Here is an 18696-nt window from a genome sequence, read left to right on the forward strand (position 1 = left end):
GCCGGCGTGAGCGGCCCGGCCGGCGGCCGCCCGCCGCGGTGGGCCAAGGACGCCGCCAAGTACCTCCTCCCCGGCGAGCAGGCCGTCGTGGCCACCCGCCGGCACTGGGCGGTGCTGCTGTGGCCGGGCGCCAGGGCCCTGGCCGTGCTGGTCGTGGGCCTGTGGGTGCTCACCCTCGACCCGGACAACCGGTTCAGCTCCAGCGTCGGCCTGCTCGTCGCCGTCGGCGCACTGGGCTGGTTCGCGCTGCGGGCCGGCGAGTGGTGGATGCGGCACTTCATCGTCACGCGCCGCCGGGTGCTCCTGACCTCCGGGATCATCGCGCGCACGGTCACCCTGCTGCCGCTGCGCCGGATCACCGACCTGACCTGGAAGGAGACCGTGCTGGGCCAGGTCCTCGGCTACGGCACCTTCCGCTTCGAGTCGGCCGGCTCCCAGCAGGCGCTGTCCCAGATCACCTTCCTGCCGCGCGCGGACCTGCTCTACCGCGAGGTGAGCGAGCTCCTGTTCGGCAGCGACTGGGGCGGGGCCGCGGGGGGCGACGACGAGGGCAACCCGGAGAACGGGAACTCCACGCCGCCCGAGCAGCGGCGCGACACCCAGCCGATCCCGCGCCTGCCCGGGGCGCCCGGCGGGAGCTGAGCGCGGGCCGCAGGGCTGGGGGAGGCTGGAGGCCGATGCGCATCGACCTGCACACCCACTCGTCGGTCTCCGACGGCACCGACAGCCCGGCCGCCCTGGTCGCCTCCGCCCGCGCCGCCGGCCTCGACGTCGTCGCCCTCACCGACCACGACACCACCGACGGGTGGGCGAGCGCCGCGGCGGCCCGCCCGGACGGGCTGACCGTCGTCCCCGGCATGGAGCTGTCGGCCCGCTGGTTCCCCGCCGAGGGCCGGCCGGTCAGCGTGCACCTGCTGGCCTACCTCTTCGACCCCGACTCCCTCGAGCTCGCCGAGGAGCGCCGGCGGCTGCGCGAGGAGCGGCTGACCCGCGGGCAGCGGATCGTCGCCGCGCTGGCCGCGGCCGGCTACCCGGTCGAGTGGCAGCGGATCCTCGACACCAGCGGCGGCGCGGTGGTGGGCCGCCCGCACGTGGCCCGCGCCCTGGTGGAGGCCGGCGTCGTCGAGTCGGTGGACCAGGCCTTCGCCACCCTGCTGCACCAGGGCAGCCCCTTCCACGTGACCAAGGCCGACACCGACGTCCTCGAGGGGATCCGCATGGTGCGCGCCGCCGGCGGCGTGCCGGTGTTCGCGCACGGCCTGGCCACCCGGCGCGGCCGGGTGGTCGACGACGACGCGATCGCCGCGATGGCCGGCGCGGGCCTGGTCGGCCTGGAGGTCGACCACCCCGACCACAGCCCGGCCGAGCGCGCGCACCTGCGCGGCCTGGCCGGCGACCTCGGCCTGCTGGTGACCGGGTCCAGCGACTACCACGGCGCCAACAAGGCGACGCCGATCGGTGCGTGCACCACCGACCCCGCCCAGTACGAGGCACTGGTGGCTGCGTCCACGGGCAGCGTGCCACTGGCCGGCTGAGGCGGTGACGCCGGTTAGCGTGACCGGATGAGGCAGTCCGACGGCGCGCAGCTGGAGATGCCCGGCATGCCGCGCCGGCTCTTCCCCGCGACGCCGAGCAAGCTGGCCACCTTCGCCGACTGCCCGCGCCGCTACCGGTACGCCTACGTCGACCGGCCGACGCCGCCCAAGGGCCCGCCGTGGGCGCACAACTCGGTCGGGTCGGCGGTGCACGCCGCGCTGCGCTCCTGGTGGGACCAGCCGCGGGCGCGCCGCACGGCCGGAGCGGCCCGGCAGCTGCTCTACGGCGTCTGGAGCGCCAACGGGTTCCGCGACGCCGAGCAGGCCGCCCGGTGGCGCGCCACCGCGGCCGGCTGGATCACCGGCTACGTCGAGTCGCTGGACCCCGCGGAGGAGCCGGTCGGACTGGAGCGGCAGGTCTCGTGCACCACCGAGAAGCTGGCGCTGACCGGGCGGGTCGACCGCATCGACCAGCGCGGCGACGAGCTGGTCGTCGTCGACTACAAGACCGGCCGGGTGCCCAGCACCGATGACGAGGCCCGCGGGTCGGCGGCGCTCGCCGCCTACGTGCTCGGCGTGCGGCGCACGCTGCGCCGGCCGTGCAGCCGGGTCGAGCTGCACCACCTGCCCAGCGGCACGGTGGCCTCCTTCGAGCACACCGAGCGGTCGCTGGCCAACCACGTGCGCCGCGCCGAGGACGTCGCCGCCGACATCGCCGTCGCCACCCAGGCGCTCGAGGACGGCGTGCCGCCGGACGAGGCGTTCCCGACCGTCACCGGCCGGCAGTGCGGCTGGTGCGACTTCCGCCCCAGCTGCCCGGCCGGCCAGGCGGCGACCCCGCCGCGCGAGACGTGGAGCTTCCTGCCGGCCGACCAGGAGCAGCCCGACGGCAGCCCCGACGGCAGCTAGGCGCCCACTGCCGTCGCGGACGCCGTCCGCTCGAACCCGGCCCGCCGGACCGGGGAGTGCCGGGCGCGCTCGGGCAGCGCCAGCATCCCGGTGCGGAACGCGCGCAGCGCCGCCGTCGCCGCCGCGTCGGTCAGCGTCAGGCCGGGCAGCGAGGCCAGCTTCCGCGCCCACGGCGGCAGCGTCGCCACGCCCAGCGAGGCCAGCGAACCCCACGCCGGGCGCGCCGGGGTCAGGATCTGCACCCAGCGCGGCATCGGCGGGACGACGAGGAAGCGCCAGGCGTCGCGCGCGGCCGGGGTCAGCGCGAGCTGCGGCCGGAGCCGCTCGAAGTAGTCCGCCAGCTCCGCCACCGAGGCCGGGACGTCGGCGCGGTCGACGCCGATGAGCTCGGCGGCGGTGACCTGCTCGGCCACGTAGCGGTCGGCTTCGGCGGCGGTGACCACGCCGACCCGGCGGGCGACGTCGAGCAGCGAGTCGACCTCGCAGTTGTGCACCCACAGCAGCAGGTCGGGGTCGTCGACGCGGTAGCTGCGCCCGGTGGTCTCCTCGGTGCCGCCGAGCGGCCGGTGCAGCCCGCGGACCCGCCGGACGGCGCGCACCGCATCCCGTCGGGTGCCGAAGGTCAGCACGTCCACGTACTCGGCGGTGCGCACCAGCCGCTGCCACGGCGACTCGCGGAACGTGGAGTTGCGGGCGACGCCGTCCATCGCCACCGGGTGCAGCGCCTGCAGCAGCAGCGCGCGCAGCCCGCCGACGCTGTAGACCGGGTCGGCGTGCACCTTCCAGGTGACGCTGTCGGGACCGAAGAAGCCGAGCAGGTCCTCCTCGGCCGACCAGTCGCGGGCCGAGGGCCGGGAACCGGTCACCGGGCGTCGTCCGACAGCGCCGACCAGAACGTCGTGAGCACCTCGAGGGTGCGGGACGGGTTCTCCACGGCGGGGGAGTGGATCGCGCCGGCGATGACCTCGTGGCGGGCGCCGAGCCGCCGGGCCATCTCCGCCTGCGCGGCCGGCGTCCACGCGTCGTCGGCGGCGCCGTGCGCGACGAGCACCGGGATCCCGGCGGCGGCCAGCTCGGCGACCCGGTCGGGTTCGGAGGTCATGGCGTCGGCCATGCCGCGCAGCCCGGCGGCGGCGGAGGCGAGGAACCGGCGGGCGTAGAAGGCGCGGGTGACCTCGGGCACCACCTGGGCGCGCTCGTCGGTCATGGCCAGCTGCTCGAGCGTGGCGTGCACCAGTTGGACGCCGCCCCGCTCCAGCAGCGGGCCGAGGTGCTCGAGCAGGTCGGCCCGCGGGCCGACGAGCCGGGAGGGCCCCGACCCCAGCAGGGTCAGCGACCGGAAGGCCTCCGGGTCGGCCAGGACGGCGGCCCGGGCGACCAGCCCGCCGAAGCTGTGCCCCAGCAGGTGCGGGGTGCCGGTCTCCTCCCGCAGCAGGTGCGCCACGTCGACGACGTCGGCGGCGAGCTCGGCGACGGAGTAGGCGCCCGGGTCGTCGGGGCCGGGGGACTCGTACTGCCCGCGCTGGTCGATCGCCACGACGCGGTAGCCGCCGGCGGCCAGCGGGGCGAGCAGCGGGGCGAAGTCCTCCTTGCTGCCCGTGTAGCCGGCGACCAGCAGCACCGTGCCGCTGGGTCCGTCGCCGCCGGTGTCCAGCGCGGCCAGCGGCCCGGCCCGGCCCGGCAGGGTGCGCGGTGAGGCGTCGTGGTCGGCCAGCTGGCGCAGGTCGTCGGGGGCGATGGCGAGGTCGGGACTGTGCGAGGTGCCGGGCAGGACCATGGTCCCCAGTGAACCCCGCCGTCCGGGACCGCGCCGCCGCGACCCGGACTCACCGGTAGCCGGCCACCCGGTCGGGGAGGGCGTAGACCAGCACCGGCCCCACGACGGCGGCCCGGCCGCCGGGCGCGGGCGCGTCCTCGACGGCCACCCGGGCGGTCTCGACGCCGGTGGCCGGGTCGCGCAGCACCAGGCCGTCGGACTCGGGGACCCACACGCCGGCCTGCCCCACCTCGCCCTTGCCCACGGCCGACGCGGTGGGCAGGCCGAGGGCGGGGACCTGCCACAGCTGCGCCCCGGAGGTGCGGTCCAGCGCCGCGACGGTGCCGCGCGCCCACACCAGGGCGACGTCGCCGACGCCGACCTGCAGGACGGGGTCGCCCTCCGCGCCGCCGTCGGTGGCGGACGGGAGCACCAGCTCCTGCAGCTGTGCGCCGTCGTCGGGGCGGTGGACCAGCAGCGCGTCGCCGGCGACGACGCCGACGAGGCGGTCGACGCCGGCCAGCCGCACGTCGGTGCCGTCGGCGACGGCCAGGTCGCGGGTCCAGCGGGCCTGGCCGGAGAAGGAGTCGAACAACCGCACCTGCACGGCGGCGGTGCCCTCGCAGCGCTGCAGCAGCGCCACCCCCGCGCTGCCGACGGCGGTGTCCACCAGCGTGCAGCCCGGCTCGGCGGCCGACCGCCAGCGGACGTTGTCGCCGACCGGGTCGATCACGACGATCCCGGTGTCGCTGCTGGCGAGGACGACCTGGTCGGTGCCGGCGATCGTCGCGTCCCCCCGCAGGCTGAGGTTGCGGGTCCAGGCGCGCACGCCGGTGGCGGCGGTGAGCGCCAGCGCCTCGTCGCAGCGGTCGCCGCCGCGGAAGACGGCGACCACCAGGCCGTTGCTGGCGCTCAGGCCGCACAGCGCGGCGTCGGCGCGGCGGTAGTGCCACGCCTCCTCGCCGGTGGCCGGGTCCAGCGCCGTCACGCCGTCGGCGGAGGGCACGACCACCCGGCCGCCCTCGACGACGCCGGGGGGCAGCGGGACGTCGGTGCCGACCGACCAGACCCGGGCCAGGTCCCCGGACGGGGCCTGCGCGGGGACCTCCGGCGCGAAGGCGGTGGTGCTGTCGGTGGCCGCGACGCTCGACCCCCGCCACAGCAGGGTGGCGACGACGACCAGCGCGAGCGCCGCCGCCGTCCAGATCCACACCCGCGGCGGCGGGGGACGCAGCGCCACGGCCTACCGGCTCAGGCGGCGGACTCGGAGTCGCCGCCGTCGCCCGAGCCGTCGGAGTCCTCGCGGCCGGAGCCGGCCGCGTCGGACCCGGTGGGGGCGCCGGAGCGACCACGACCGCCACGACGACGGCGGCGCCGGCGCGGCGCGTCCGAGCCCTCGCCGGAGTCGGCGGTGTCGACGGCGGGAGCCGCGGGGGCGGTCCCGTCGCCCTCGGCGGACCCGGCGTGCGGGGCGGCGACGGCCTCGGCCGCGGCACCGCTCCCGCGGGTCCGGCGGCGGGGCCGGGAGGACCGGGCCGGGCGCTCCTCGTCGGTGCGGGAGGACTCGGTGCGGGAGGACTCGGGGCCGGCGTCGCCACGGGCGGGCGCGCGGCCCGCGCCCTTCGCCTTCTTGCCGGTCTCGCCCAGGTCCTCGAGCACCTCGGCGTCGAGGCCCTCGCGGGTGCGCTGCGAGCGGGGCAGCCGGCCCTTGGCGCCCTCGGGCACGTCGAGGTCGCTGTACACCCACGGGGAGGTGGAGTAGGTCTCCGGCGGGTCGGCGAACGGCAGGTCGAGCGCCTTGTTGATCAGCTGCCACCGCGGGATGTCGTCCCAGTCGACCAGCGTGACGGCGACGCCCTCGCGGCCGGCGCGGCCGGTGCGGCCGATCCGGTGCACGTAGGTCTTCTCGTCCTCGGGGCACTGGTAGTTCACGACGTGGCTGACGCCGGTGACGTCGATGCCGCGCGCGGCGACGTCGGTGGCCACCAGGACGTCGACCTTGCCGCTGCGGAAGGCGCGCAGCGCCTGCTCGCGGGCGCCCTGGCCGAGGTCGCCGTGCACGGCGGCGGCCGCGAAGCCGCGGTCGACCAGCTCGTCGGCGACCTTCTGCGCGGTGCGCTTGGTGCGGCAGAAGACCATCGCCAGGCCGCGGCCGCGCGCCTGCAGCACGCGGGAGAGCAGCTCGGGCTTGTCCAGGTTGTGCGCCCGGTAGATGAACTGGGTGGTCTGCGGAACGGTCGAGCCCTCGTCGTTGCCGTGCGCCCGGATGTGGGTCGGCTGGGTCATGAACGACCGCGACAGCGTGACGATCGGACCGGGCATCGTGGCCGAGAACAGCATCGTCTGACGCTGCGTCGGGACCATCGCGAGGATCCGCTCGATGTCGGGCAGGAAGCCGAGGTCGAGCATCTCGTCGGCCTCGTCCAGGACGAGGACGCGGACCTTGCCCAGGATCAGGTGGCCCTGCTGGGCCAGGTCGAGCAGCCGGCCCGGGGTGCCGACGACGATCTCGACGCCGGCCTGCAGCGCGGCGACCTGCGGCTCGAAGGCGCGGCCGCCGTAGATGGCCTGCACGCGGGTGCCGCGCTTCTTGCCCGCGGTGGCCAGGTCACGGGCGACCTGCACGCACAGCTCGCGGGTGGGGACGACGACCAGCGCCTGCGGGACGCCGTCACCGCCCTCGGCCGGCGGGACGACGCGCTGCAGCATCGGGACGCCGAAGCCGAGGGTCTTGCCGGTGCCGGTGCGCGCCTGGCCGATGAGGTCGTGGCCGGCCAGCGCCAGCGGGAGGGTGAGCTCCTGGATGGCGAAGGTGCGGGTAATGCCGGCGTCGACGAGGGCCGCGACGACGTCGGGATGGACGTCGAAGTCGCTGAACAGCGGGGCGGTCTCCTCGACCGGCGCGCCGCCGAGGGACTCGACGGTCTGCTCGAGCTGCTCCGGAGCGGGCGCGCCGGTCTCGGCGTGCTCGAGCTCGGGCGTGGTGGGGACGTTCTCGACAGGGGTGTTCTCGGTGGAGGTCAGTGCTCTCGCCTCTGGTGGCTGGGGGAGCGGCCAGGGGCGACGACGTCGTCGCCCGGGCGCTCCGCGGTCGGGTGTCGCGGGATGCGTCTCCAGCGCCGACACGGCCAGCGGACCGGGGGGATCCGGGGGACGCACCCGGTGCCCAGTGGGGCTCCTCGGGACGTCGTCCGACGTTCGTCAGCGCACAGATACCAGCGAACCTGGCGGCTCGCCTGTTCCCATGGTAGCGCGGACAGCGATTAGCCTCGGTCGCCGCGCGGGCCGCCCGCCCCGACCCCTACCCGGAGGTGGCACGTGACCACGGTCGACACCCGAGCCGTCACCGACCTGCTCGGCGTGCTGGCCTACGCGGAGCTGACGGCGTTCGACCGGCTCGCGGAGGACGCGCGGATGGCGCCCACCCTCGCCGGCCGCGCCGCCCTCGCGCGCATGGCCGCCGCCGAGATGGCCCACCACGACCGGCTGACGCAGCGGCTGACCGAGCTCGGCGCCGACCCCACGGTGGCCATGAGCCCGTTCGTCGCCGCGCTCGACGGCTTCCACGAGGGCACCCGCCCGCGCACGTGGCTCGAGGGCCTGGTCAAGGCCTACGTCGGCGACGGCCTGGCCGCCGACTTCTATCGCGAGATCGCGGGCTTCCTCGCCGAGCCGGACCGCTCGCTCATCCTCGAGACGCTCGCCGACACCGGGCACGCCGACTTCGCCGTCCGCGAGGTGCGGGCCGCGATCGCCGCGCAGCGGACGCTGGCCGGGCGGCTGGCGCTGTGGGGCCGCCGCCTGGTGGGGGAGGCGATCTCCCAGTCGCAGGCGGTCATCGCCGAGCGTGACGGCCTGGCCCGGCTGATCATGGGCGGCACCGGTGACCTGACCGGCGTCGTCCGGCTCCAGGAGCGCATCACCGCCGCGCACACCGAGCGCATGAAGACCCTCGGCCTCAACCCCTGACACGATGACGTCGCGATCCTCCGGATCGCCCCCGCTCCTCGCACGCGCCTCGCAGGGCGGCTCACGTGGGTCCGTCCGTCCCCTCGACGTGACGACGGGGCGTCCCCGCGGATGCGGGGACGCCCCGTCGGGACGTGCTGGGCGTCAGCTGCCTGAGACGAAGCCCACCCGGCGCTGGTCGGGCTGGGCGATCTCGACGTAGGCGATCCGGTCGACCGGGACGAGGACGCGGCGGCCCCGGTCGTCCTCCAGGGTCAACAACCCGTCCTTCGTGCCACCGGACATGGCGGAGGCCACGGCGGCGGCGATCTCTTCGGGGGTGTTCGGGCTGTCGACGACCAGCTCCCGGGGGGAGTGCTGGACACCGATCTTGACTTCCACTCGGGATGCCTCCTCGGGTTGCACGGCTGTCGACCACGCTAGTCCAGCGCCGGGCACCCGGCCCCGGCGCGGAGCTGCGCCGTCAGCGAACGAGCATGGCCCGGCGGGGGAGCCGCTCAGGAGGGAGGGTCGCCCTCGACCCGAGGGAAGCGGGAGATGCCCCGCCAGGCCAGCGCCGACATGAGCGACACGGCCTCGTCCCGCGACACGGTGCCCTTCTGCGCCAGCCACCAGCGGGCGCTGGTCTCGGCCAGCCCGGTCAGCCCGGAGGCCAGCAGGTGCGCCTGCTCCGGCGAGCTGCCGGTGTCGCCCCGGATCACCTCGGCGATCGCCTCCACGCACGCCCGGTTGCCGCGGTCGACCAGCGTGCGGACGTCCTCGTCGTTGCGCAGGTCGGACTCGAAGACCAGCCGGAACGCGCCGCCGTCGGCGTCGACGAAGTCGAAGTAGGCGCCGACGGCGCCGTGGACCCGCTGCCGGTTGTCCTCGGTGCCGGCCATCGCCTCGCGCACCCGGTCGGTCAGCTCGGTCACCTGCTGCTCGAGCAGTGCCAGGTAGAGCTCCCGCTTGCCCGGGAAGTGCTGGTAGAGCACGGGCTTGCTGACGCCGGCGCGGTCGGCGATGTCGTCCATGGCGGCGGCGTGGAAGCCGTGCGCGACGAAGACCTCCTGCGCGGCCTGCAGCAACTGCAGCCGCCGGGCACCCCGCGGCAGCCGCGAGGTGCGGCGGACGGGGACCGGGCGCGAGGACTGCATGGCGCCGGGGATGTTACCGGCGGGTCACCCGCCGCACGCGTCCCGTCGGCCTGGCATACCGTCGCCGGGTGCCCGAGGCCCGTCGCGCGCGCATCCGCCGTCTGCCGATGCCCCCGTCGATCGCCCCGTCGTCCACCGCCCGGACGTCGACGGCGGCCCTGCCGAGCACCGACCCGCCTCCGGACGCGTGGCCCGGCGAGGAGGTCCCGGTCCGCGGCGGCTCGGTGTACGTGCGCACCACGCCGTGGGCCGGGACGCCCGGCGGCCCGCGCGAACGCGCCCTGTACGTCCACGGGCTCGGCGGCGCGTCCACCAACTGGACCGACCTGGCCGCGCTGCTCGCCGTCCGCTGCGCCGGCTGGGCGGTCGACCTGCCGGGCTTCGGCCGCTCCCAGCCGCCGTCGCGGGGCTCGTACTCCGTCCGCGGTCACGTGCGCGCCGTGATCGACGTCCTCGAGCACGTCCGCGACCGGCCCGGGGAGGGGCGGGGCGCGCCGGTGCACCTGCTCGGCAACAGCCTCGGCGGGCTGGTCAGCCTCCTGGTCGCCGCCCGGCGCCCGGACCTCGTGGCGACCCTGACGCTGGTCTCGCCGGCCATGCCGGTCTACCGGGTGCCGCAGGCCTTCGGTCGGGCGCTGCTGCTGCTCCTGCTGCCCGGCGTCCCCACGATCGCCGAACGCCGGCTGGCCGGGGTGACGCCGGAGCAGTCGGTGCGCGGGATGCTGCAGATGTGCTTCGGCGAGCCCGCGCGGGTGCCGCCGGCGCGGATCGACGCCGCGGTCGAGGAGACCCGCGAGCGGGCGGCGCAGGAGTGGGCCAACCGGGCGCTGACCCGGAGCATGCGCGGCCTCATCACGTCCTACCTCCGGGTCGGGCGGGCCAACGCCTGGCGGCTGGCCTCCTCCCTGCGGATGCCCACCCTCGTGGTGTGGGGTGACCGCGACCGGCTGGTCGACCCCCGTCTGGCCCCGCGGCTGGCCGCCGTCGTGCCGAGGGCGCGGTTGCTGGTGCTGGAGACCGTCGGGCACGTGGCGATGCTCGAGGCGCCGGAGGAGACCGCCCGCGCGGTGCTGGGGATGCTCGAGGACCTCACGCACCCCTCGGACGGCGACCTCGACGGCGACGAGGCGCGCGCCGGCTGACGCGCCGTCGGTGGGTCGCGCGTGTCCGGTGGGGCGCGTGAGAACCTGACCTGGACGCGCGGTGACGCACCCCACGACACTGCGTGACCGCAGGACGACGGAACCGGCAGGAGGACCGGCGGCCGCACGGCTGCCGGTCACGAGGCGGCGAGGAGGCGGCACCGTGGCAGGTCCTCCGTCCGGCCGGCCGCCGACGCGCGGCCTGCCCCCGCTCCCGCCGGTGCCCTCCGCACCCCCGGCGCCGCCCCACGCCTCCGGACCCCACGCCTCCGGACCCCACGCCTCCGGACCCCACGCCTCCGGACCCCACGCCTCCGGACCCCACGCCCCTGGACCCCGCGCCGTCCGGCCCGGGCCGTCCGACCCCCGGCGGTCCCGTCGCCCGCGGAGCAGGCTGCGCCGGTTCGCCGCCCGCTGGGGCTGGCGTGCCTACGCGATCCCGCTGCTCACCGTGGCGACCGTGCTCGCGCTGGTCGACCTCCTGGCCCCGGCCGGTGGGTCCGCGGCGCGGGTCGGCGCGACGGCGGGCAGCACGGATCCGGCCCCGCGCTCGACGGACGCGGCGGCGCCGACGACGACGGCGCCCACGACCACCCCCACGGCGGCGGCCGAGGGCGACGCCGGCCCGGCCGAGGTGCCCGGCGCGCCCGCGGCCGGCACCTACGTGGAGCAGGGTGCGGGCAGCGTGTCGGTGGTCCCGGGCACCTCGGCGGTCTACGGCACCGGTCCGCTGCAGCGCTTCGTCGTCGAGGTCGAGGACGGCATCGGCGTCGACGGCGTGACCTTCGCCGCCGCCGTGGAGGCCACGCTGGGCGACCCGCGGTCGTGGGGGAGCGGCGGCCGGATGTCCTTCCAGCGCGTGGACGGGACCGACCCGGGCGCCTACGAGTTCCGCGTGAGCCTGGTCAACCCCGGCAGCATGGAGCGGTACTGCCCGGGCGTGGGCACCGGCGGCTACACCTCCTGCCGTTACGGCGAGCGCGCGGTCATCAACCTGGCCCGCTGGGAGACCGCCGTCCCCGACTACCAGGGCGACGTCGCCACCTACCGCCAGTACGTCGTCAACCACGAGGTCGGGCACGCGCTGGGCAACGGCCACCAGTCCTGTCCCGGCGCCGGCCAGGTCGCCCCGGTGATGCAGCAGCAGACCCTGGGCCTCGACGGCTGCGCCAAGAACGCCTGGCCGTATCCGTAGTCGGCCTACCGGCCACTGGCGAGCGTTTCACGGGCGGTGCGCCGCGACCACGTCCATGACACGGCGTACCGCGCGCCCAGCACCGGGCTGTCCACCGACCAGTAGATGACGCTGCCGTCTTCGATGACCGCCGGCTCCTCGGCCGTGTGTTCGAGGTCGCCGCGTCCGATCGACCGCCCTGCACCGGCGCTCGTCACCTGCATGTCGTCAGGAGCGAGGACGATCATCGTCAGGTGGCCGGTCGGCTGTTCGATGTGGGTCTCGAACCATTCTCCGTCCAGATTTCGGAAGGCATTCCGATACGCGATGCTGTTGATCACGGGAGTGCACTGACCAACAGCCAGGTCTTGGAGATCCAAGTCGACCTTGTAGTCGTGTTTCAGTGTCTCCCCGTCGGGCCCCGTGTGTGACACGCCGTCCTCCTGCCAGCGCGCTGTGGTGGGGTGCGTGGCACTACCGCGCCAGTCGATTCCATCGGCTGTCGTGGCGTAGTGCATCTGCAGCGTATGAGCAGTGCCGAGGCGCTTAGCGCGGTAGTAGTCCGTCAGGTGGGCCAGTTGCGGGGACGCGTGAGGAGACGCTCTACGCAGGTCAAGGGTCTTGACCACTTCCTCGTACAAGAACGGTTGCCCGCTCTTGGCTGCTTCCGTCTCGATGTCATCGCGTCCCCAGACGCGGTTCAGGGTGACCACCGTGACGATGAACCCTGCGAAGGCCCCTCCGAGTTCGACGACACCATTGTCCACGACGCCAGATGAGCTCAGGAGCCCAAAGCAGACGACGGCCGCCACGAGGCTCAAGAGGGTGATGACCACCACCTTGCCGGGTCGGCTCTGCAGGCTTGGCACGGTTCTCCCCATGAGTGCTGTGCAGCCGGGTGAGCTGGGACGGGACAGTGCTCCCCGCGCGGCACAAAAGTAGGAGGCGGCCGTCACGGATCCGTCACCGAGTCATGACGCCTGGCACGACTCACAGTCAGTGCGGGTCCGAGGTCGTACCGGTCGGTCACTCCGATCCTTGAGGGCCAAGATCGGTTGCCTGCACCGCCCCCTGCCGTGACTGGTCGGCCGGTGGTGGAGCCGGGTCGGGACCGACGGGAACAGACCCGCGTGCCACCCTGTTCCCCCGACGAACGCAGGCCCCGCCGGACGGGGCCGCTGGTCGAGATCCGAGGAGCAAGCGTGTCCCTGCCACCCCTGGTGGAGCCCGCCGCCGACCTGTCCATCGACGAGGTCCGCCGTTACAGCCGCCACCTGATCATCCCCGACGTCGGGATGGACGGGCAGAAGCGGCTGAAGAACGCCAAGGTGCTCGCCGTCGGCGCCGGCGGGCTCGGCTCGCCGGTGCTCATGTACCTGGCCGCCGCGGGCGTCGGCACGCTGGGCATCGTCGAGTTCGACACCGTCGACGAGTCGAACCTGCAGCGGCAGATCATCCACGGGCAGTCCGACGTCGGCCGGTCGAAGGCCGAGAGCGCCCGGGACTCGATCAAGGAGATCAACCCGTACGTCGACGTCCGCCTGCACGAGGTGCGGCTGGACAGCGACAACGTGCTGGACGTATTCCGCGAGTACGACCTGATCGTCGACGGCACCGACAACTTCGCGACCCGCTACCTGGTCAACGACGCGTGCGTGCTGCTGGACAAGCCCTACGTCTGGGGCTCGATCTACCGCTTCGACGGCCAGGTGTCGGTCTTCTGGAACGAGCACGGGCCCAACTACCGCGACCTCTACCCGGTGCCGCCGCCGCCCGGGATGGTCCCCTCCTGCGCCGAGGGCGGCGTGCTGGGCGTGCTGTGCGCGACCATCGGCGCCATCCAGGCCACCGAGGCGGTCAAGCTCATCACCGGCATCGGCGAGACGCTGCTGGGCCGGCTGATGGTCTACGACGCCCTGGAGATGACCTTCCGCACGATCAAGGTGCGCAAGGACCCCGAGGGCGAGCAGATCACCGGGCTGATCGACTACGAGGCCTTCTGCGGCGTCGTCTCGGCCGAGGCCCAGGAGGCGGCCGCCGGCTCGACGATCACCGTCGACGAGCTCAAGGACATGATGGACGCGGGCAAGGACTTCGAGCTCATCGACGTCCGCGAGCCCAACGAGTACGAGATCGTCTCCATCCCCGGTGCGAAGCTCATCCCCAAGGACGAGATCCTCTCCGGCCGCGCGCTGGCGCAGCTGCCGCAGGACCGGCCGATCGTGCTGCACTGCAAGACCGGCGTGCGCTCGGCCGAGGCGCTGGCCGCGGTCAAGAACGCCGGGTTCAAGGACGCCGTGCACGTCCAGGGCGGCGTGACGGCGTGGGCGACGCGGATCGACAAGACGCTCCCCACGTACTAGCAGGAGCCCCTCGCCCCCACCGCTCGCAAGCTCGCGGCGGGTCCCTGCGAGCGGGCCGTTCCATCCGGTCGCCTGGGCCCGGTACCCGTCTGTGGGTGCCGGGCCCTCGGCGTCCGTGTTGACTGGCCGCGTGCCCGAGACCCCGTCCCCGACCGAGCTGCTCGAGCTGTTCCAGCGCGCGCAGGCCGCCTTCACCGACCGCGTCGACGCCGTCGAGCCCGGGCAGTGGGACCTCGAGGCGCTGCCCGGCTGGACGGTGGCCGACCTCGTCGCCCACCTCGTCGGCGAGGCGCACTGGGTGCCCGGCCTGCTGGCCGGCGAGCCGCTCGACGACGTCGCGGCGCGGGTGCCGGCCGGGACCGGCGCCCTGCTGGGGGCGGACCCGCTCACCGCCTGGGAGGCCGTCGCGGACGAGGCGCTGGCCGCCGTGGCCGCCGCCGACCTGCGGTCCGGCACGGTGCACCTCTCCCGCGGGCCGACGCCGGCGGGGGAGTACGTGGAGGAGCTGACCACCGACCTCACCGTGCACTCCTGGGACCTCGCCCGCGCGACCGGCGGGGACGAGGACCTGGACCCGGCGCTGGTGCGGGCCGCCGAGCGGATGGCCGCCCGGCTGCCCGGCGACGGCGTCCCCGGCCTGTTCGCGCCGCCGGTCGAGCTCCCCGACGGCGCCTCGCCGCAGCAGCGGCTGCTGGCCCGGCTGGGCCGCCGCGGGTAGCCCGTCGGGGTGCCCGCGCCGTGGCGGACCCGCCCGTGGGCCCCCGGCCGTTCGTATCCTGCGACTCCACGTCAGCAGGAGGTCCCCATGAGCCAGCCGCCCCCTGGGCAGTACCCCGGCGGCCCCGGCCAGCCGCCGTACGGCCCGCCCGGTCAGTACGGCCAGCCCCCGCAGCCCGGCCAGTACGGCCAGCCGCCGCAGTACGGCCAGCCCGGCCCGTACGGGCCACCCGGCCAGCCGGGGCCGTACGGCCAGCCCGGAGGGCCCGGTCAGGGCCCGCGACGGCGCGGCCCGGTCATCGCCCTCGTCGCCGGCCTGGTGGCGGCCGTCGTCGTCGCCGCCGTCGTCCTGTTCTTCGTCCTGCGCGACGACGACCCCGAGCCGGCGGCGACGGCGTCGAGCTCGTCGTCGAGCTCCTCGAGCAGCAGCTCGACGTCCCCTCCGTCGTCGAGCTCCCCGTCGTCGACCAGCGCGTCGCCGTCCACGGGCGCCCCGGGGTCCGCAGGGAGCCTGCTGGCGATCGTCCCGGCGGACTTCCCCGACTGCGCGGACGCCGCGCTCGCCGGCGACGGCGACGTCGCGCACGCCTCCTGCGGCGCGAGCACCACGCAGCCCGGCCCGCAGCAGGCCGAGTTCTTCCAGTACCCCGACCAGGCGACGATGGACTCGGTCTTCACCAACGACGTCTCGGCGCAGGGCCTGTCGGAGGTCCCCGAGGGCCAGGACTGCACCACCACGACCGGTGTCGGCTCGTGGGGCGGCGGGGGCAACACCGGCCTGGTGGCGTGCGCCATCGACACCGAGAACGGCGCGGTGGTCATCACCTGGACCGACGACGCGGCGCTCGTCGAGGGCATCGTCGCCGCACCCGGCACCACCCAGGCCGACCTCGCCGGCCTGTACACCTGGTGGACGGCGCACAGCGACTACCAGCTGTGAGCCCGCGGGCGCCCGGGGAGCCGCGCCGCCCGGGCGCCCGCACGCCCGCCGGCCCGCCTGCCGCGGACCCCGGCGGTGTGGACCCCGCCGACGTCGACGAGGCGGTCTACGACGTCGTCGAGTCGATCCCGCCGGGGCGGGTGAGCACCTACGGGGCCATCGGACGGCTCGTGGGCGTGGGGCCGCGGCGGGTCGCCCGGGCGCTGTCCGGCGGCGGGGGAGCGGTGCCCTGGTACCGGGTGGTCCGCGCCGACGGGACGTGCGCCGAGCCGGTGCGGGTGCGCCAGCTCGAACTGCTCGCCGGCGAGGGGGTGCCCGTGCGCGACGGCCGGGTGGACCTGGCCGCCGTCGCCTGGCCGTGACGGGGACCGGGCTCCGGCCGCTGCTGCCGTCGGACGGCCTGCTGCTGCGCGTGGCCACGTGGCTGGACGTGAACTGGTGCGGGGACCGGATCTCCTTCGCCGGGGTCGACGCCGATCCGCAGCTCGCGGAGTACTGCCGCATCGACCCCGCCGCCGGGGACTTCGGTCTCGTCTCGACCGCCGGGAGCCTGCCCACCGGGGTCGTGTGGGTGCGCTCCTTCCCGGCCGAGCGGCCCGGCTACGGGTCCGTCGCCGCGGGGGTCCCCGAGCTCAGCGTGTGCGTCCTCCCCGGCTACCGGGGTGCCGGCACCGGCGGGACCCTCCTGCGGGCCGCGATCGCCGAGGCGCGGCGCCGGTCGATCGCGGCGCTGAGCCTCAGCGTCGAGGACGGCAACCCGTCGCGCCGGCTGTACGAGCGCCTGGGCTTCACGCCGGTGCCGTCCGCTCCGCACCCGGGGACGATGCTGCTCCGGCTGGCGGGGAGGGACGAGCCCGCGCGCGGTGGTCCCGCGGGCTGACGCCGCGCACCCGGGTGAAGGCCGCCGACAGCGCGTAGGGGGTGCCGTAGCCCACCTTGCGCGCCACCGCGGCCACCGTGGCTCCCGGCTCGAGGAGCAGGTCGGCGGCCAGCGCCAGCCGCCACGACGTCAGGTGCGCCATCGGCGGCTCGCCGACCAGCTCGGTGAACCGCCGGGCCAGCGCCGCCCGCGACACGCCGGCCTCGGCGGCGAGGGCGGCCACCGTCCACGCGCGGGCGGGGGAGGACTGCAGCGCCCGCAGCGCGGGACCCACGACGGGGTCGGCGGCCGCCCGGTACCAGCCCGGCGGCTCGGCCTCCGGCCGGTCGAACCAGGCCCGCAGCGTGGCCACCAGCAGCAGGTCGAGCAGCCGGTCGAGCACGGCGGCCTGCCCGGGGCCGTCCCGCCCGGCCTCGCGCGCCAGCCAGGTCCCGGCGGGCCCCTCGACCGAGCCGGCGCGCTGCACCAGCAGCGGCGGCAGGGCGGCCAGCAGGCCCCGGCTGACCTCGCCGTGCGCCTGGTAGGTGCCGGTGACCAGGACGTCGCCCCCCTCGGCGGTGTTGCCCCAGGTCCGCACGCCGAGGTCGGTCATCGGCGGTGCGCCGGAGCCGGGGACGGGCGTACACACCTGACCGGGGCCGATCACCACCTGCGGCGGGGTGCCAGGGGGATCGGCGACGGTGTAGCCGTCCGGGCCGCGCAGCACCGCGACGTCGCCGGCGGTCAGCGTCGTCTCCCCGTCGACGTCGCAGCGCAGGTGTGCCCGGCCGCTGACGACGGTCACGAGGGTGAGCGGGGCCCGGTCCTCGATCCGCAGTGACCACGGCGGCGCGAGCAGCGAGCGCAGCACGAACGCCCCGCGCGCCCGCGGGCCGTCGAGCAGTGCGGCGACGGCGTCCACGGGCGGAGCGTAGACGCCGACGCATGTCCCTGAGCCGCTCGACCATTCCGCGTCTCGGTTCCCGGCGGTTGGCTCGGGGCATGACAGAGACCGACCGACCCGTCCTCGTCCTCGGCGGCACCGGCAGGACCGGCCGCCGCGTCGCCGCCCGGCTGCGTGCCCGCGGCCTGCCCGTCCGCGTCGCCTCCCGCGCCGGCACGCCTCCCTTCGACTGGGCGGACCGCGCCACCTGGCCGGCCGCCGTCGCCGGTGCCCGCGCCGTGTACCTGTGCTTCGCGCCCGACCTGGCCGTCCCGGGTGCGCCGGGGACGGTGGCCGACCTCGCGTCGGCCGCCGTCGCCGCGGGTGCGGAGCGGCTCGTCCTGCTGTCCGGCCGGGGAGAGCCCGAGGCGCAGGACACCGAGGCGCGGGTGCGCGCCGTCGCGGAGTCCGGCGGGGCGGCGTGGACCGTCGTCCGGGCGTCGTGGTTCGTGCAGAACCTCACCGAGGGCGCGTTCCGCGACGCCGTCGCCGCGGGGCTGCTGGCCCTGCCCGCGGGCGACGTGGGAGAGCCCTTCGTCGACGCCGACGACGTGGCCGACGTCGCCGCGGCGGCGCTCGTGGACGCGGGGCACGCCGGCCGCGTCCACGAGGTCACCGGTCCACGGGCGCTGACCTTCGCGGAGCTGGCTGCGGAGGTCGGGCGGGCCGGCGGTCCGCCGGTCCGGTACGAGCGCGTTCCCGCCGACGCCTGGGCCGCCGAGCTGCGCGGGCTGGGGGTCCCGGCGGAGGAGGTCGCGCTGATGACGTACCTGTTCACGACCGTGCTCGACGGCCGCAACAGCGCGGTCGGCGACGGCGTGCGGCAGGCCCTGGGCCGTCCGCCGGCCGACGTGGCCGGGCACCTCCGGGCCGCCGCGCTCGCCGGTGCGCTGCACCCGGAGCCGGTGGGGTGACGACGGCGCCCGTGCTCGCCGCGGCCCTCGGCAGCGCGGTCGTGGCCGGGGTCATCGCGGCGTTCTCCGGCCGCCGTGGCCGTCCAGCCCGGCGGGGGGACCGGTGGCGCCGGTGCTGACCGGGGCCGCGGCCCACCTCGCGGGTGCGGTCCTGGTCACCGCGGTAGCGAACGTGCCGCTCGACGAGGAGCTGCGGCGGTCGGTGCCGGGCACACCGGAGGGTGACGCCGTCCGGGCCCGCCACCTGCGCGTCTGGACCCGGTGGAACACGGTGCGGGCGGCCGCCTGCACCGCAGCGGCCGCCGCGCTGGGGTCCGCGTCGTTCCTCTGAGGTGCCCG

The 18696-nt window shown here is 76.0% G+C and carries 21 protein-coding genes; 13 read left to right on the forward strand and 8 right to left on the reverse strand.

Features of this window, described 5'->3' with window-relative positions:
* Nucleotides 1-6: 6 nt before the first annotated feature.
* From HLV61_RS05975 to HLV61_RS05985, 3 genes are read left to right on the forward strand one after another with little or no spacing between them, the layout of a single operon-like run.
* Nucleotides 7-642 (forward strand): PH domain-containing protein, encoded by a 636-nt coding sequence (locus HLV61_RS05975; RefSeq protein WP_369253478.1) that lies wholly within the window; start codon nucleotides 7-9, stop codon nucleotides 640-642.
* Nucleotides 643-677: 35 nt separating this feature from the next.
* A complete protein-coding gene (locus HLV61_RS05980) occupies nucleotides 678-1535 on the forward strand; it encodes a PHP domain-containing protein (protein ID WP_369253479.1) in 858 nt (285 codons plus the stop codon).
* 27 nt (nucleotides 1536-1562) lie between these two features.
* Complete coding sequence (locus HLV61_RS05985) at nucleotides 1563-2444, forward strand: RecB family exonuclease (RefSeq protein WP_369253480.1); 882 nt, start codon at nucleotides 1563-1565, stop codon at nucleotides 2442-2444.
* Here the strand turns inward: HLV61_RS05985 and HLV61_RS05990 are convergent.
* The 4 genes from HLV61_RS05990 to HLV61_RS06005 are packed head-to-tail and all read right to left on the reverse strand — an operon-like array spanning nucleotide 2441 to nucleotide 7326.
* Nucleotides 2441-3310 (reverse strand): oxygenase MpaB family protein, encoded by an 870-nt coding sequence (locus HLV61_RS05990; protein ID WP_369253481.1) that lies wholly within the window; start codon nucleotides 3308-3310, stop codon nucleotides 2441-2443. The two genes, HLV61_RS05985 and HLV61_RS05990, sit on opposite strands and share 4 nt — an antisense overlap.
* Nucleotides 3307-4221, reverse strand: a complete 915-nt coding sequence (locus tag HLV61_RS05995) for an alpha/beta fold hydrolase (protein WP_369253482.1) — start codon at nucleotides 4219-4221, stop codon at nucleotides 3307-3309. The genes HLV61_RS05990 and HLV61_RS05995 overlap by 4 nt, the downstream gene beginning before the upstream one ends.
* A gap of 49 nt (nucleotides 4222-4270) precedes the next feature.
* Nucleotides 4271-5440: an outer membrane protein assembly factor BamB family protein gene (locus HLV61_RS06000; RefSeq protein WP_369253483.1), complete on the reverse strand. Its 1170-nt coding sequence runs from the start codon at nucleotides 5438-5440 to the stop codon at nucleotides 4271-4273.
* An 11-nt stretch (nucleotides 5441-5451) separates the two neighbouring features.
* The gene (locus HLV61_RS06005; RefSeq protein WP_369253484.1) at nucleotides 5452-7326 is read right to left on the reverse strand and encodes a DEAD/DEAH box helicase; all 1875 of its coding nucleotides are present in this window, start codon (nucleotides 7324-7326) and stop codon (nucleotides 5452-5454) included.
* Between the two features lie 192 nt (nucleotides 7327-7518).
* On the opposite strand from HLV61_RS06005, the gene HLV61_RS06010 reads away from it, so the two are divergent.
* Nucleotides 7519-8169: a ferritin-like fold-containing protein gene (locus HLV61_RS06010; RefSeq protein ID WP_369253485.1), complete on the forward strand. Its 651-nt coding sequence runs from the start codon at nucleotides 7519-7521 to the stop codon at nucleotides 8167-8169.
* Between the two features lie 144 nt (nucleotides 8170-8313).
* Here HLV61_RS06010 and HLV61_RS06015 read toward each other — a convergent pair whose 3' ends face one another.
* Both HLV61_RS06015 and HLV61_RS06020 read right to left on the reverse strand, forming a co-directional pair.
* Complete coding sequence (locus HLV61_RS06015; RefSeq protein ID WP_369253486.1) at nucleotides 8314-8550, reverse strand: DUF3107 domain-containing protein; 237 nt, start codon at nucleotides 8548-8550, stop codon at nucleotides 8314-8316.
* A gap of 116 nt (nucleotides 8551-8666) precedes the next feature.
* The gene (locus HLV61_RS06020) at nucleotides 8667-9305 is read right to left on the reverse strand and encodes a TetR/AcrR family transcriptional regulator (RefSeq protein ID WP_369253487.1); all 639 of its coding nucleotides are present in this window, start codon (nucleotides 9303-9305) and stop codon (nucleotides 8667-8669) included.
* Between the two features lie 68 nt (nucleotides 9306-9373).
* Between HLV61_RS06020 and HLV61_RS06025 the strand changes: the two genes are divergently transcribed.
* Nucleotides 9374-10447 (forward strand): alpha/beta fold hydrolase, encoded by a 1074-nt coding sequence (locus tag HLV61_RS06025; RefSeq protein WP_369253488.1) that lies wholly within the window; start codon nucleotides 9374-9376, stop codon nucleotides 10445-10447.
* Between the two features lie 451 nt (nucleotides 10448-10898).
* Nucleotides 10899-11642, forward strand: coding sequence for a DUF3152 domain-containing protein (locus HLV61_RS06030; protein ID WP_369253489.1), 744 nt, complete (start codon nucleotides 10899-10901; stop codon nucleotides 11640-11642).
* 5 nt (nucleotides 11643-11647) lie between these two features.
* On the opposite strand, the gene HLV61_RS06035 is transcribed toward HLV61_RS06030, so the two are convergent.
* Nucleotides 11648-12490, reverse strand: coding sequence for a hypothetical protein (locus HLV61_RS06035; protein WP_369253490.1), 843 nt, complete (start codon nucleotides 12488-12490; stop codon nucleotides 11648-11650).
* A gap of 333 nt (nucleotides 12491-12823) precedes the next feature.
* Between HLV61_RS06035 and moeZ the strand changes: the two genes are divergently transcribed.
* From moeZ to HLV61_RS06060, 5 genes are all read left to right on the forward strand, one after another.
* Nucleotides 12824-13984 (forward strand): adenylyltransferase/sulfurtransferase MoeZ, encoded by a 1161-nt coding sequence (gene moeZ / locus HLV61_RS06040; protein ID WP_369253491.1) that lies wholly within the window; start codon nucleotides 12824-12826, stop codon nucleotides 13982-13984.
* Nucleotides 13985-14114: 130 nt separating this feature from the next.
* Entirely contained in the window at nucleotides 14115-14702 is a 588-nt protein-coding gene (locus HLV61_RS06045; protein ID WP_369253492.1) for a TIGR03086 family metal-binding protein, read from the forward strand.
* Between the two features lie 87 nt (nucleotides 14703-14789).
* Nucleotides 14790-15641: a hypothetical protein gene (locus HLV61_RS06050; protein ID WP_369253493.1), complete on the forward strand. Its 852-nt coding sequence runs from the start codon at nucleotides 14790-14792 to the stop codon at nucleotides 15639-15641.
* Between the two features lie 77 nt (nucleotides 15642-15718).
* On the forward strand, nucleotides 15719-16003 hold the full coding sequence (locus tag HLV61_RS06055; protein ID WP_093577996.1) for an MGMT family protein: 285 nt from the start codon (nucleotides 15719-15721) through the stop codon (nucleotides 16001-16003).
* Entirely contained in the window at nucleotides 16000-16521 is a 522-nt protein-coding gene (locus tag HLV61_RS06060) for a GNAT family N-acetyltransferase (protein ID WP_369253494.1), read from the forward strand. Before HLV61_RS06055 ends, HLV61_RS06060 begins: the two co-directional genes overlap by 4 nt.
* On the opposite strand, the gene HLV61_RS06065 is transcribed toward HLV61_RS06060, so the two are convergent.
* Nucleotides 16430-17422 (reverse strand): AraC family transcriptional regulator, encoded by a 993-nt coding sequence (locus HLV61_RS06065; protein WP_369253495.1) that lies wholly within the window; start codon nucleotides 17420-17422, stop codon nucleotides 16430-16432. The genes HLV61_RS06060 and HLV61_RS06065 overlap by 92 nt on opposite strands.
* A gap of 80 nt (nucleotides 17423-17502) precedes the next feature.
* Between HLV61_RS06065 and HLV61_RS06070 the strand changes: the two genes are divergently transcribed.
* Together HLV61_RS06070 and HLV61_RS06075 are read left to right on the forward strand one after the other, a co-directional pair.
* Nucleotides 17503-18357, forward strand: coding sequence for an NmrA family NAD(P)-binding protein (locus HLV61_RS06070; RefSeq protein ID WP_369253496.1), 855 nt, complete (start codon nucleotides 17503-17505; stop codon nucleotides 18355-18357).
* 103 nt (nucleotides 18358-18460) lie between these two features.
* The gene (locus HLV61_RS06075) at nucleotides 18461-18688 is read left to right on the forward strand and encodes an anthrone oxygenase family protein (protein WP_369253497.1); all 228 of its coding nucleotides are present in this window, start codon (nucleotides 18461-18463) and stop codon (nucleotides 18686-18688) included.
* The last annotated feature ends 8 nt before the right edge of the window (nucleotides 18689-18696 follow it).

The organism is Geodermatophilus amargosae (assembly GCF_041028265.1).
Classification (GTDB): domain Bacteria; phylum Actinomycetota; class Actinomycetes; order Mycobacteriales; family Geodermatophilaceae; genus Geodermatophilus; species Geodermatophilus amargosae_A.